Origin of the sequence: Pantoea sp. RIT-PI-b (assembly GCF_001187905.1) — a bacterium.
In the GTDB taxonomy this organism is placed as follows: Bacteria; Pseudomonadota; Gammaproteobacteria; order Enterobacterales; family Enterobacteriaceae; genus Pantoea; species Pantoea nemavictus.
On the sequence record NZ_LGIS01000026.1, the window covers coordinates 286,236 to 300,457 of the forward strand.

The 14,222-nt window shown below is 55.5% G+C and carries 13 protein-coding genes; all 13 read left to right on the forward strand.

Translation table 11 applies throughout. The features are described 5' to 3' along the window. The first annotated feature begins 5 nt into the window (after positions 1–5). The 13 genes from uhpA to AC790_RS17475 all read left to right on the forward strand — a co-directional run bounded on the left by uhpA (position 6) and on the right by AC790_RS17475 (position 14,063). Entirely contained in the window at positions 6–596 is a 591-nt protein-coding gene (gene uhpA / locus AC790_RS17415) for a transcriptional regulator UhpA (RefSeq protein ID WP_049852578.1), read from the forward strand. Next, positions 596–2,092 carry a signal transduction histidine-protein kinase/phosphatase UhpB gene (gene uhpB / locus AC790_RS17420; protein WP_049852579.1) on the forward strand — a complete coding sequence of 499 codons (1,497 nt, stop codon included), beginning with the start codon at positions 596–598 and terminating at the stop codon, positions 2,090–2,092. The genes uhpA and uhpB overlap by 1 nt, the downstream gene beginning before the upstream one ends. A 10-nt stretch (positions 2,093–2,102) precedes the next feature. After that, positions 2,103–3,431 carry an MFS transporter gene (locus AC790_RS17425; protein ID WP_049852590.1) on the forward strand — a complete coding sequence of 443 codons (1,329 nt, stop codon included), beginning with the start codon at positions 2,103–2,105 and terminating at the stop codon, positions 3,429–3,431. 137 nt (positions 3,432–3,568) lie between these two features. Continuing rightward, positions 3,569–4,960: a hexose-6-phosphate:phosphate antiporter gene (gene uhpT / locus AC790_RS17430; RefSeq protein WP_049852580.1), complete on the forward strand. Its 1,392-nt coding sequence runs from the start codon at positions 3,569–3,571 to the stop codon at positions 4,958–4,960. A gap of 212 nt (positions 4,961–5,172) precedes the next feature. After that, positions 5,173–6,141, forward strand: coding sequence for an HNH endonuclease signature motif containing protein (locus tag AC790_RS17435; RefSeq protein WP_049852581.1), 969 nt, complete (start codon positions 5,173–5,175; stop codon positions 6,139–6,141). A gap of 143 nt (positions 6,142–6,284) precedes the next feature. Then, positions 6,285–7,007 (forward strand): RNA polymerase sigma factor FliA, encoded by a 723-nt coding sequence (locus AC790_RS17440; protein WP_007891379.1) that lies wholly within the window; start codon positions 6,285–6,287, stop codon positions 7,005–7,007. 51 nt (positions 7,008–7,058) lie between these two features. Continuing rightward, the gene (gene fliZ, locus AC790_RS17445) at positions 7,059–7,562 is read left to right on the forward strand and encodes a flagella biosynthesis regulatory protein FliZ (protein ID WP_007891377.1); all 504 of its coding nucleotides are present in this window, start codon (positions 7,059–7,061) and stop codon (positions 7,560–7,562) included. Between the two features lie 131 nt (positions 7,563–7,693). Beyond that, the gene (locus AC790_RS17450) at positions 7,694–8,680 is read left to right on the forward strand and encodes a D-cysteine desulfhydrase (protein ID WP_049852582.1); all 987 of its coding nucleotides are present in this window, start codon (positions 7,694–7,696) and stop codon (positions 8,678–8,680) included. Between the two features lie 159 nt (positions 8,681–8,839). Further along, complete coding sequence (gene tcyJ, locus AC790_RS17455; protein WP_036621803.1) at positions 8,840–9,640, forward strand: cystine ABC transporter substrate-binding protein; 801 nt, start codon at positions 8,840–8,842, stop codon at positions 9,638–9,640. Next, complete coding sequence (gene tcyL, locus AC790_RS17460) at positions 9,640–10,308, forward strand: cystine ABC transporter permease (protein WP_007891363.1); 669 nt, start codon at positions 9,640–9,642, stop codon at positions 10,306–10,308. Before tcyJ ends, tcyL begins: the two co-directional genes overlap by 1 nt. Then, positions 10,305–11,057 (forward strand): L-cystine ABC transporter ATP-binding protein TcyN, encoded by a 753-nt coding sequence (gene tcyN / locus AC790_RS17465; protein WP_007891358.1) that lies wholly within the window; start codon positions 10,305–10,307, stop codon positions 11,055–11,057. Before tcyL ends, tcyN begins: the two co-directional genes overlap by 4 nt. 236 nt (positions 11,058–11,293) lie before the next feature. Further along, a complete protein-coding gene (locus AC790_RS17470) occupies positions 11,294–12,382 on the forward strand; it encodes an acyltransferase family protein (protein ID WP_049852583.1) in 1,089 nt (362 codons plus the stop codon). A gap of 598 nt (positions 12,383–12,980) precedes the next feature. Next, the gene (locus AC790_RS17475) at positions 12,981–14,063 is read left to right on the forward strand and encodes an acyltransferase family protein (RefSeq protein ID WP_007891934.1); all 1,083 of its coding nucleotides are present in this window, start codon (positions 12,981–12,983) and stop codon (positions 14,061–14,063) included. Positions 14,064–14,222 lie beyond the last annotated feature (159 nt).

The window sequence follows — 14,222 nt, forward strand, 5'->3', positions numbered from 1 at the left end:
ACCTTATGACCACCATCGCGCTCATCGACGATCACATGATTGTCCGTTCTGGATTTGCCCAATTACTCGGGCTGGAACCGGATTTTCAGGTCGTTGCTGAATGCGGTTCCGGGCGCGAAGCCCTCAATCAACTACCGGGGCGCGGCGTGCAGGTGTGCATCTGCGATATCTCGATGCCGGATATTTCCGGGCTGGAGTTGCTAAGCCAGCTGCCGAAAGGTATGGCGACCATCATGCTGTCGGTGCACGACAGTCCGGCGCTGGTGGAGCAGGCGCTCAACGCCGGCGCGCGCGGTTTTCTCTCCAAACGTTGCAGCCCCGATGAATTGATCGCGGCGGTGCATACCGTGGCCAAAGGCGGCTGCTACCTAACGCCCGATATCGCCATCAAACTCGCCTCCGCACGGCAGGATCCGCTCACCAAACGCGAACGTCAGGTGGCGGAGAAACTGGCGCAAGGTTTAGCAGTGAAAGAGATCGCTGCCGAACTCGGCCTGTCGCCGAAAACCGTTCACGTTCATCGCGCCAATTTGCTGGAAAAGCTCAATGTCAGCAACGACGTTGAACTGGCGCGCCGCATGTTTGATGGCTGGTAATGCAGCCACTCTTTTCACGGCTGATTACCGTCATCGCCAGTTTTTGTATCTTCTCCGCCGCGTGGTTTTGCCTGTGGAGCATTAGCCTGCATCTGGCGGATCGTCCTGAGCTGGCGGTGTTGCTGTTTCCCTTTGGCCTGCGCCTGGGTTTGATGTTGCAGTGTCCGCGCGCCTACTGGCCGGTGCTGCTCGGTGCCGAGTGGTTGATGCTGTATGGATTATCGCGCGAAGTGGCGCTGGCGCATCTGCCGCTGCTGATGCTCGGAAGCTTATTAACACTGCTGCCGGTGGCATTAATCTCCCGTTATCGTCATCAGCGCGATTGGCACACTTTGCTGTGGCAGGGCGGAGCGATGGTGTGCGCGGCGCTACTGCAAGCCTTGCCGTGGATCGCACAGCCAGCAGCTTTGAACGCGGTACTGCTCACACTGACCGGCGCGCTGACCGTGGCACCCACCTGTTTGGTGATCTGGCACTACCTCACCAGCACCCGCTGGCAGCCGCTCGGCCCTTCGCTGGTGGGACAGCCGGTTAACTGGCGCGTGCGCCATCTGTTTGGTTATGTGCTGCTATTTATCGTCAGCCTATGGTTGCAGCTTGGATTGCCGGCAGAGCTGTCGCGCTTCACGCCATTTTGTCTGGCGTTGCCGATTATCGCGCTGGCGTGGCATTACGGCTGGCAGGGCGCGCTGATCGCCACCTTAATGAACGCCATCGCCCTGATCGCCAGCCAAACCTGGCACGATCACGCGGTCGATCTGCTGCTCTCCCTGCTGGCGCAAAGTCTTACCGGGCTGCTGCTGGGCGCAGGTATTCAGCGTTTACGTGAACTCAATCAGTCGCTGCAAACCGAGTTGCTGCGCAATCGCCGCCTGACGGAACGCTTGCTGGAGACCGAAGAGAGCGTACGACGCGAAGTGGCGCGCGAACTGCACGATGATATCGGCCAAACCATCACCGCGATTCGCACCCAGGCCGGGATCATGCAGCGCATCAGCCCGGAAAGTGGCGTCAAGCAGAGCGGCATGTTGATTGAGCAGCTGTCGCTGGGTATTTATGACTCCGTGCGTCGTTTGCTGGGGCGCTTGCGTCCGCGCCAGTTGGACGATCTCTCGCTGGAGCAGGCTATTCGCTCGCTGATGCGAGAAATGGAGCTGGAAGGGCACGGCATCATTAGCCATCTCGACTGGCACATTGACGAAGCACGACTCAGTGAAGCGCAACGCGTCACGCTGTTTCGTGTCTGTCAGGAAGGACTCAATAATGTGGTGAAACACGCCAGCGCCCGCGCGGTGACGCTGCAAGGCACATTGCAGGACGAGCGGTTGCTGCTGGTCATTGAAGACGACGGCTGCGGCTTGCCGGCGGGTTCCCCGCAGCAAGGTTTTGGCCTTGCCGGCATGCGCGAACGCGTGACGGCGCTAGGCGGCTCGCTGGGGATCGCCTGCACCCACGGCACGCGCGTTAGCGTCACGTTACCGCTGCGCAAGGGATAACCTAAAAATGATGTTCAGATTTCTCAACGCCCCAGCCAGCGCGCAGCCGATCGAGGATAACGCGACCATTGATGCGCGCTATCGCTACTGGCGGCGCCATATCATGATCACCATCTGGCTCGGCTATGCGCTGTTCTATTTCACCCGTAAAAGCTTCAACGCCGCCTCGCCGGAAATTCTGGCGGCGGGCGTGATGACGCGCACAGACATCGGCCTGCTGGCGACGCTGTTTTACATTACTTACGGCCTGTCGAAGTTTTTCTCTGGCATCGTCAGCGACCGCTCCAATGCGCGCTATTTCATGGGCATTGGGCTGATGGCGACGGGCGTGGTCAACATCCTGTTTGGCTTCTCCACTTCGCTGTGGGCGTTCGCGCTACTATGGGTGCTGAATGCGTTTTTCCAGGGATGGGGATCGCCGGTCTGTGCGCGTCTGCTAACCAGCTGGTTTTCCCGCACCGAACGCGGCGGCTGGTGGGCATTGTGGAATACCGCACAAAACGTCGGCGGTGCGCTTATCCCGATGATCGTCGGTGGCGTCGCGCTGCAATATGGCTGGCGCGCCGGCATGATGATTGCCGGCGGACTGGCGATCGTCGCCGGTATTTTTCTCTGCTGGCGCCTGCGCGATCGCCCGCAAACTGTGGGTTTACCGCCGGTGGGTGACTGGCGCCACGATGCGCTGGAGATCGCCCAGCAGCAAGAGGGCGCGGGGCTAAGTCATAAAGAGATCCTCACTAAATATGTGCTGCTCAACCCTTACATCTGGCTGCTATCGCTATGTTACGTGCTGGTTTATGTGGTGCGTGCCGCCATCAATGACTGGGGCAATCTCTACATGTCCGAGACGCTGGGCGTGAATCTGGTGACGGCCAACTCGGCGGTCACCATGTTTGAACTCGGCGGCTTCGGCGGGGCGTTAGTGGCGGGGTGGGGCTCGGATAAATTGTTCAACGGCAATCGCGGACCGATGAACCTGATCTTTGCCGCCGGTATTTTGCTGTCAGTGGGATCGCTGTGGCTGATGCCGTTTGCCAGCCACGTGATGCAGGCAGCGTGTTTCTTTACCATCGGCTTTTTTGTCTTCGGCCCCCAAATGTTGATCGGTATGGCGGCGGCGGAGTGTTCGCACAAAGATGCGGCGGGCGCGGCGACCGGATTTGTTGGCCTGTTTGCCTATCTGGGCGCGTCGCTCTCCGGCTGGCCGCTGGCACGGGTGATCGATGTCTGGCACTGGAGCGGCTTTTTCGCGGTCATCGCCTGCGCGGCGGGGATTTCGGCCCTGCTGCTATTGCCATTCCTGCATGCGCAAACGCCACGCCAGCGCGAGGAAGTGTGATGCATCCCCGCTTTTTGCCTTTACTTCGCCAAAACTAAGAAATTTTCCCGGTTGCGCCGGGCAGTTGTCTCAGGCCGAAACCGCTGCTGATTTTTACAATGCCTGCCATCACGCAGGTCATTAATCAGGAGCACTCCATGCTGGCTTTCTTAAATCAGGTGCGCAAGCCGACCCTGAATCTGTCGCTCGAAGAGCGACGCAAGATGTGGTTCAAACCCTTTATGCAGTCCTATCTGGTGGTCTTTATCGGCTACCTGACCATGTATCTGATCCGCAAAAACTTCAACATTGCGCAGAACGACATGATCACCACCTACGGACTCAGCATGACGCAGCTGGGGATGATTGGGCTCGGCTTCTCCATCACCTACGGCGTCGGGAAAACCCTGGTTTCCTACTACGCCGATGGCAAAAATACCAAGCAGTTCCTGCCGTTTATGCTGATTCTCTCGGCAATTTGTATGCTGGGCTTCAGTGCCAGCATGGGCGCGGGTTCGGTGAGTCTGTTTCTGATGATCGCGTTTTATGCGCTGAGCGGCTTCTTCCAAAGTACTGGCGGCTCCTGTAGCTACTCCACCATCACCAAATGGACGCCGCGCCGCAAACGCGGCAGCTATCTGGGCATGTGGAATATTTCGCATAACCTCGGCGGCGCGGGTGCAGCCGGTGTGGCGCTATTTGGTGCCAATTACCTGTTCGATGGGCATGTGGTCGGCATGTTTGTGTTCCCGTCACTGATCGCCCTGGTCGTCGGCTTTATCGGTCTGCGCTACGGCAGCGATTCACCTGAATCTTACGGTTTGGGCAAAGCCGAAGAGCTGTTTGGTGAAGAGATCAGCGAGGAGGACAAAGAAACTGAAGATCAGGCGATGACCAAGTGGCAGATCTTTGTCGAGTACGTGCTGAAAAACAAAGTGATTTGGCTGCTGTGTTTCGCCAACATCTTCCTGTATGTGGTGCGTATTGGTATCGATCAGTGGTCGACGGTATATGCCTATCAGGAGTTAAAACTGTCGAAAGAGGTGGCGATTCAGGGCTTCACGCTGTTTGAAGTCGGCGCGTTAGTCGGCACGCTGCTGTGGGGCTGGTTATCGGATCTGGCGAATGGTCGTCGTGCGCTGGTGGCATGTGTGGCGTTGGCGTTGATTATCGCCACGCTCGGTGTCTATCAACATGCCAGCAATCAATACGTTTATCTGGCCTCGCTGTTTGCATTGGGCTTTCTGGTGTTTGGTCCGCAACTGCTTATTGGTGTCGCTGCCGTCGGCTTTGTACCGAAAAAAGCCATCGGTGCCGCCGATGGCATCAAAGGCACCTTTGCTTACCTGATCGGTGACAGCTTCGCGAAGTTAGGCTTGGGGATGATCGCCGACGGCACGCCAATCTTTGGCTTAACCGGATGGGCCGGAACTTTTGCCGCGCTGGATGCGGCAGCGATCGGCTGTATTGCCCTGATGGCGCTGGTGGCAGTGTTTGAAGAGCGTAAGATTCGCCGTGAGAAGCGCCTGCAGCGGTTAAAAGCAGCGTAATGGTGCGCCCCGGTTTTCCGCCGGGGCTTTTTTGTCCGTTAATCCTGCTGACCTAAAGCAAATTGATGCGTGGGGCAAAGGACGATTTTAGCGCATACCCTACATCCTGAGAAAAGTAACCAACCTGTTACAGTCCGCCTGCCAATTGCCGATAACTCCCTTCAGAATCATTCCCATTTTTTGAACCACATTTTTCCGTTTCTGGGGTGTCTATGCGCTTCAATTATGACTTGTTACCGGGTGAGCTACTGACCTTCGAAGAGATTGCCCTGCGCTACACGCAGCAGCATCCTGACGAGAAAGAGCTTACCGCCCGCGGGTTGCTGAGCCCGTCGACCAGCTTTCGCAATTTGGTGATCCGCGCGCTGTTTGCGCAGGAGGAGATCAACAGTCCGATTGAGGATCTGCTGTTTGTCTCGGACGATAACGAGCGCAAAAACTATCTGCGCCGCTTTGAACACTATTTGAAAAATCAGCAGGCGTTTCTCTATTTCCGTCGTGACGATGCAGCGCGCAAAGAAGGGCGCTGGAAAGTGGTGGGGGAAACCCAGGTGTTTGCCATGCTCGATCCCAATTCGGCGGCGGCGCAGAATCTGCTAAACGGTCGCGGCTACAAGCTGGTGTTGATGCGTCAAACCGAAGAGGAGGAGTATTGGCAGCTGTTTGATGCGCAGGCGCATCCCTGCTTCCCGCTGTCGCGCAAGATCCAATTCCTCGTGGTACTGAGCACGCCGCAATATAAAGTGCCGAGCGGCGTGATGCCCGGCACCGAAGTGGGGCGACGCGTAAAAGCCAAAGTGTTGCAGCGCACCAGCCAGGCGGAGTTCACCTCGGCGGTGAAAGCGCGCTATGGCGCCTGCATTATTACCGGTACGCAGCTAACCGAGCGGCACAGCTGGCCGTGGGTGGAAGCCTGTTACATCGACACGCAGGAGAATGAAGAGGGGTTTCTGGCCGATAACAGCGCCGATAACGGGTTGTTCCTGCGCAGCGATCTGCAGCGGCTGTTTATCAACAAAATGATAAGCATCAACGCCGAAACCGGTCAGGTGCTGTTTAATCCGGCGCTGGAAACTGAAGCGTTGATTACGCCTTTTTATCAGGCACTTGAGGGCAAAGTTTGCGCATTATGGGATGCGGTGCCGCCTGGCACGCGGGAGCGCCTGCGTAACTTGCGCTAGTCGCTACGCGGATGGCGGTGCGATCCACCGCCATCCATAACAAATTTGAAATAACCTCGCTTTTGCCCGCCTATTCTGCCAATCAAAACCCCTACAGAATTGGATAATCATGCCGATAACTTTATTAACGCAGGGTAGTCAACGTGAACGATCTCTATACCGCCGATGGCGTGATGGATAAACATTCGCTCTGGCAGCGCTACGTTCCTCTGGTGCGGCATGAAGCGCTGCGCTTGCAGGTACGTTTGCCAGCCAGCGTTGAGCTTGACGATCTGCTGCAGGCCGGTGGCATTGGCTTATTAAATGCCGTGGAGCGCTACGATGCGCTGCAGGGCACCGCCTTTACCACCTACGCCGTGCAGCGTATCCGGGGCGCAATGCTGGATGAGCTGCGCAGTCGCGACTGGGCGCCACGCAGCGTGCGCAGAAATGCGCGCGAAGTCGCTGGGGCCATGCATCAGGTAGAACAAGCGTTGGGGCGCTCGGCTACTGAGCAGGAAGTGGCTGAGCGACTGAATGTTTCGCTGGAGGAGTATCGGCAGATTCTGCTCGATACCAACAACAGCCAACTCTTCTCTTACGACGAGTATCGGGAAGAACACGGCGACAGTGCGGAGCTGGTGACGGAGGGGCACGAGGAAGCCAACCCGCTTCATCAGTTATTGGAAGGAAACCTACGTGACCGCGTGATTGAAGCGATTGAGGCGTTGCCTGAACGTGAAAAACTCGTGCTCACACTGTACTACCAGGAAGAACTGAACCTGAAGGAGATTGGCGCGGTGCTGGAAGTGGGGGAATCCCGCGTCAGTCAACTGCACAGTCAGGCGATCAAACGCCTGCGTGCCCGATTATCGGGGGCGCGCTAACAGACTCAGTTCCTGGCGATCGAAAAAAACAATAAAACCGGGGACTCAGCAATGGGAGCCAAAGTTAAAGCCAGACCTTTAAGTCGCTATCTTAAAGACTATAAGCACAGCCAAAGCAATTGTTCACACTGTGGCAAAGTTTTAGATCGTATGGCGTTAGTCTTTCGCGGCCAGATCATCAATAAAGAGGCCATCGCACGCATGGACCAAATGATTGACGATCAGGTGTGGATGAAACTCCAGCCAGAATTGACCGCTTTGTGTCGTTTCTGCAGCGATATTTTTTGTAATACCCATCCGAATTACTTCGACATTATGGCGTTTAAGCAATACCTGTTTGAGCAGACCGAGATGAGCCACAGTACCATACGTGAGTATGTGGTGCGTTTGCGTCGGCTTGATGACATGCTGAAGGCGAAAAACTTCCCGGCAGATCGTTTGCGCGGAAACAGCTGGCATGAGTGTCTGGAGAACGATTTGCCCGATGCGGGTAACAATAACTACCGCATTGCACTGCGTAAATATGACCAGTTTTTAGGCTGGCAGCAGGGCTGAGGGTGATCCCACCCTTGTTGTTGTCGAGCATGACAGCAACAAGGGCAGCACACGTTGAATTCCGGGTGCGACTTTTCTCATCTTCTGCAACACTGTATGGATAACTGCACATTGCCCGAATGGAGGCTGCATTGTCCTTACATCTTCTGCACCAGTTCCCCCGTCTTGAATTACTCGGTGCACCCACGCCGCTTGAGCATTTGCCCCGGCTTTCTGATTATCTGGGTCGCGATATCTTTATTAAGCGCGATGACTTCACGCCGGTGGCGCTGGGCGGTAACAAGCTGCGTAAACTCGAATTCCTGGCGGCCGATGCGCTGCGCGAAGGCGCGGATGTGCTGCTGACGGCGGGCGCCATCCAATCCAACCATGTGCGGCAAACCGCAGCGGTGGCGGCGCGTCTCGGCCTGAAGTGCGTGGCGCTGCTGGAAAACCCGATTGGCACCACCTCTGAAAACTACCTCAGCAACGGCAACCGCCTGCTGCTCGATCTGATGGACGTGGAAATCGTCATGGTTGATGCGCTGCACAATCCCACTGAACAGCTGGCCGCTCATGCCGAACAGCTCGAAGCGCAAGGGTTCCGCCCCTATATTGTGCCGGTCGGCGGCTCTAATGCGCTGGGTGCGCTTGGCTACGTCGAGTGCGCGCAGGAGATCGCCCATCAGAGCGAAGGCGTAGTAGATTTCGCCGCGGTGGTGGTGGCGTCCGGCAGCGCGGGCACGCACGCTGGCCTGGCGATTGGTCTGGAGCAGCTGCTGCCGGAAACCGAGCTGGTGGGCGTTACCGTTTCACGTAAAGTCGCCGCGCAGCTGCCGGTGGTTGAGCGCATCCGCAGCGCGCTGGCTGAACAGCTGGAAGTGCAGGCTAAAGCGCCGATTACCTTGTGGGATGACTACTTCGCGCCGCGCTATGGCGAGCCTAACGATGAAGGAATGGCGGCGGTGAAGCTGCTTGCGCGTCTGGAGGGCATCATGCTCGATCCGGTGTACACCGGCAAAGCGATGGCGGGATTAATTGATGGTATTGCGCAAAACCGCTTCCGTCGCGAAGGGCCGCTGCTGTTTGTGCATACCGGCGGATCGCCTGCGTTATTTGCTTATCACCCTTCGGTCTGAGAAAGATTTTAAAAACGGTTTATAATCCGGCGGTTATTAAGAAACGGTCGCCATGAATGGCGACCCTACAACGGATTGGCTCGGTTTTCGTAGGGTCGCCATTCATGGCGACCGATTCACCAACAAAGCACACAACACATCACAAAAAATGGGGTAAACATGACTTTCTCTCCGATTCGTCGCCAGATGGTGATGGGAATGATGGCGGTCGCGCTGGTCGCGGGCGTCAACGTGAAATCTTTCGCCGCAGACGATCTGCTGGCGCAGGTAAAGAGCAAAGGTGAGCTGCGCGTCGGGCTGGAAGGCACCTATCCGCCGTTCAGCTTCCAGGATGAAAAAGGCCAGCTGACCGGCTTTGAAGTTGAGTTCGCACAGGAGCTGGCCAAGCACCTCGGCGTGAAAGCCGATCTGCGCCCGACCAAATGGGACGGCATGCTGGCGTCGCTGGACTCTAAGCGTATCGATGTGGTGATCAATCAGGTGACCATCTCCGCTGAACGTCAGAAGAAGTATGACTTCTCCACGCCGTACACCATTTCTGGCGTGCAGGCGCTGACGCTGAAGCAAAACGCGGCGGGCATCACCAAGCCGGAGGATTTGTCAGGCAAGAAAGTCGGCGTCGGCCTCGGTTCCAACTACGAGCAGTGGCTGCGTGACAACGTTAAAGGCGTGGATATCCGCACCTATGATGACGACCCAACCAAATATCAGGATCTGCGTTCTAAACGTATTGATGCCATTCTGGTGGATCGCCTAGCGGCGCTGGATCTGGTGAAGAAAACCGGCGATACCATGGCGGTAGCGGGCCCGGCATTCTCCCGTCTGGAATCCGGCGTGGCGCTGCGTAAAGGCAACGACACCTTGCTGAAAGCCATCGACGCGGCCATCGCCGATATGCAGAAAGATGGCTCGCTGAGCAAACTGTCTGAAAAATGGTTCGGCGCGGACGTCACTAAATAATGCAGGAAAGCTTACAACTGGTGCTGGATTCAGCACCATTTCTACTCAAAGGCGCGCTGTTCACGCTGCAGCTGAGTATCGGCGGTATGTTCTTCGGCCTGATACTCGGCTTCGTGCTGGCGCTGATGCGCCTGTCGCACTTCTGGCCGATCAACTGGCTGGCGCGTATCTACGTGTCGATATTTCGCGGTACGCCGCTGATCGCCCAGTTGTTTATGATCTATTACGGTCTGCCGCAGTTTGGCATTGAGCTGGACCCGATTCCGTCGGCGATGATTGGCCTGTCGCTGAATACCGCCGCCTATGCCTCTGAATCACTGCGTGGCGCGATTGCCGCCATTGAGCGTGGACAGTGGGAAGCCGCTGCCAGCATCGGCATGACGCCGTGGCAAACGCTGCGTCGCGTGATCCTGCCACAGGCCGCGCGCACTGCGCTGCCGCCGCTGGGCAACAGCTTTATCAGCCTGGTGAAAGATACCTCGCTGGCCGCCACCATTCAGGTGCCGGAGCTGTTCCGTCAGGCGCAGTTAATCACCTCACGTACGCTGGAAGTGTTCACCATGTATCTGGCGGCATCGCTGATCTACTGGGTGATGGCCACCGTGCTGTCGGCGTTGCAAAACCGGCTTGAAGCGCATGTGAACCGTCAGGATCAGGAGGGCAAATGAGTGCAATTGAAGTCCGTCAGCTGGTGAAACAGTTTCACGGCCAGACAGTGCTGCACGGCATCGACCTCGACGTGGCACCTGGCGAAGTGGTGGCGATTATTGGGCCGAGCGGTTCCGGTAAAACCACGCTGCTGCGCAGTATCAATCTGCTGGAAGTGCCGGAAAGTGGGCGCATCAAAGTGGGTGATATCGCTATCGATGCGGCGCTCGGCCTCAATAAGCAGAAGCAGCTGGTGCGTCAGCTGCGTCAGCAGGTGGGATTTGTCTTCCAGAACTTCAATCTGTTCCCGCACCGTTCGGTACTGGAGAACATTATTGAAGGGCCGGTGATCGTCAAGGGCGAGCCGAAGGCGGAAGCCATCGCACGTGCGCGCAGTTTGCTGGAAAAGGTCGGTTTGCACGGCAAGGAGCAGAGTTTCCCGCGTCGTCTCTCCGGCGGACAGCAGCAGCGCGTAGCGATTGCGCGCGCGCTGGCGATGCGTCCCGAGGTGATCCTGTTCGATGAACCGACCTCGGCGCTGGATCCTGAGCTGGTGGGCGAAGTGCTCAACACCATCCGCGCGCTGGCGCAGGAGAAACGCACCATGGTGATCGTCACCCATGAGATGAGCTTTGCGCGTGACGTCGCCGATCGCGCCATCTTTATGGATCAGGGACGCATCGTGGAGCAGGGCGCGGCGCAGGCGCTGTTCAGCAATCCGCAGCAGGCTCGTACCCGGCAATTTCTCGACAAGTTTCTTAACCAATAATCGTAAGCGTCGTCAGAGCATGGCGGCGCTTCTTTTGATTCGACATGTAAAATCTCTCTAAGTATCTTCTGAAAATATTTTCATCCCACTCCGATAACACCCTGTATTTATTGAAAACGATAAGGTTATAAAACCTGTGGGATTAGGCTAAGTCTTTTTTAAGACAGTCCCGATTGAGACATCTTTGTAAATATAAATAATTCTTTACAAATTCATGGCGCAATTAGGACATCGCAATGACAACTGCCAGGAAAGAGGTCCTCTGGATCAATACCCTCAAAGGGGGCTGTATTTTGATGGTGGTATTACATCACTCCATCATCACCACCTTCGCCCCTTCGCTGCATCATCTCACCGCCGGTCTGCTGCCTGCGCACTGGTGGGTGGCCTTTAATACCTACCTGTCGCCGCTGCGTATGCCAGCGTTCTTCTTTGTTTCGGGCTTGCTGGCGGCGAGCTCGATCACCAAAAAAAGCTGGAAAGAGGTGTTCACCAAGAAGTTCAGCAACATCGTTTATCTCTACCTGCTGTGGGGCGTGATTCAGTGGCTGAGTATTCATTACATCTCCACGCATTTGGGGGAGAGGCTTTCCAGCACTAAAAACGCCGCCTATGCCGACACGCCATTTGAGTTCATTAAGCTGCTGATGACCTCAATGACCAGCCTGTGGTACCTCTACGCGCTGGCCGGTTTCTTCCTGTTCACCAAGTTGTTTCACCGCCAGAAGCTGGCGCTGCTGGCGTTAGGCGTGGTTGCTACCTACGCCGCGCAGTTTAGCCTGATTCCCGGCTGGGGACCTGCCAGCGTGGCGCAGAACTACCTCTACTTCCTGATTGGCGTGTTCTTTAGTCAGGCATTGATTGAGATTAGCGAACTGAAGCGTCAGCACTGGCTGCTGCTCGGCGCGATTGCGCTGATCGGTATCCTGCACCACGTCGGCGGTATCTATAAAAATCCGTTCTACAGCTTGCTGACCATCGTGTTTGGCATTGTGGTATGCCGCTTCCTCAATGAGCGCTTCAATATGGCGTGGCTGAACTGGATTGGACGTAACACGCTGCAAATCTACGTGCTGCATCGCATCTTTATTGAATTGCTGGGGCTGAGTGCGATTGCGCTGGCGCTGCATTACGGCTGGTTTGGCAATGCCGCCTTTAGCTGGGCCTGGGCACTGTTGATGCCGATTACCGGCGTCGCGCTCTGTACCACAATCTCACTGCTGGTGTGGACGCTGCTCAACCGTGGGCCGGGCCGCATGCTGTTCCTCTATCCGCGCCTGCTGCGCAAATCTACGCTGGAAACGAAAAGCGCACCGCTACAATAATAAACCTGCCGGGCCAGTTCGCTGGCCCTAAAAGCTTTGATAGCAGGTCGCCATAAATGGCGACCCTACAACATAAGATATGTTTAATGCTCACCCTCTACCACAACGCTATTATTTCCGCTTATCCATTTGCCACATTAAATAATTACCCCTCTGCAATTTGAATATATATTGGCATACGAATGGGTGGATTGTTCTTAATTTGCCAGAGTGATGCCATTCACATTAATTTTAGTTAAAAACCTTTTAGTGACTCTAATTAAGGCAAATTTCCTTAGCCTGCTCATGATTCTATTTTTGTCTGGATCTGTAAAGTATTGTTATATCAGGACCACAAAAAAACATTTAGGACTTTCGCTACATCATGCCTTCGCCCGCTGTTTAATAATCGTTGAATAACCATACCCGTCATACTTCGGGCTGCAGCTGCGTTGGCTGCGTGTGTTAACCCCAGTCACTTACTTCAGTAAGCTCCTGGGGATTCACCCACTTGCCGCCTTTCTGCAAACCGAATTATTTAGGGTAAAAAATGCTACAACGCTTATTTCCTCAACCTTCTCCTTTAAGACCTACACAGCAACAGCAGCGGAGTCATCATATGAATAACGCCAGAAAAGAAGATATTGCATGGATAAATACTCTAAAAGGAGCGTGCATATTACTGGTGGTGTTGTATCACACCGTCTTACCGGGATTTGAAGGGACGGTAAAATTATTGACGGCTGGGTGGATCCCGGCAGAAATATGGGTGCAGTTTAATACGGTTTTATCGCCGCTACGTATGCCGGCATTTTTCTTTGTTTCCGGCTTACTCGCCACCAACGGAATTTTGCATCGCCCGTGGAAACAGGTATTTACCAGCCGTATTACCAATCTGTTTTATCTCTACATTCTGTGGGGCTTTATTCAGTGGTGGTCCATTGTCGGCATCTCTACGGAGATCACCGGGCAGCGTATTTCGCAGAACCTGAATGCGGCGTACGCCGGTTCGCTGCTGGAGTTTCTTAAGCTTACGTTCCTCGCCATGAGCACCTCGTGGTATCTCTACGGTTTAGCGCTCTATTTCTTGTGCGCGAAAATCTTTAAACAGCAGAAGGTGGCCTTGCTGGTCGTCGCGATTGCGCTCAACTATCTGGCGGTAGAGAAGATTATCCCGTTCTGGGGACCACAAAGCGTGGCGCAGTATTTTCTGTACTTCCTGCTGGGCGCTTTCTGGAGCCCAATGATGTTGCGCCTGAGCGAATGGCGTCGCGAAAACATTGTGCCGTGGGCCATATTGGCGGCGCTCTCCGGTTTGCACGTTATCTTTGGCCTGGATAAGAGTCTGTTCCTGTGCATTCTCGCCGTGCTGGGCAGCGTAGCCGCGTGTCGCTGGCTGAACGCGCATTTCAAGATGAGTTACTTAAATTGGGTAGGGCGCAACACGCTGCAAATCTACGTGATTCATCGCATCTTCATTGAGTTCTTTGGCATGTCAGCGATTCTGTTTGCGCAGCGTCATCACCTGTTTGAGCAGGCGTGGTTCTCGATTCTGTGGGCATGTTTCTATCCGCTGGCGATCGTCGGGATTTGCTCGCTGTGTTCGGTCGCGGTATGGCAGGTTACCAATCGTGGATTGGGTCAGTCGCTGTTTGTGTTCCCAACGCTGATTGGCTTGAAGCGGAAGAAGTCTGTGGCGTAACAACCAGGTCGCCATCAATGGCGACCCTACGTGCTGAGGGATCCCCAGGAATATTGTTAATACACATACACGATATTCCTGTAATTCCCGGCCAGCCCGGCCCGCGCCTCTTCAATATCCAGTTCTCTCACGCTGTCCGGTTCCTGCCTTATCGCGTTC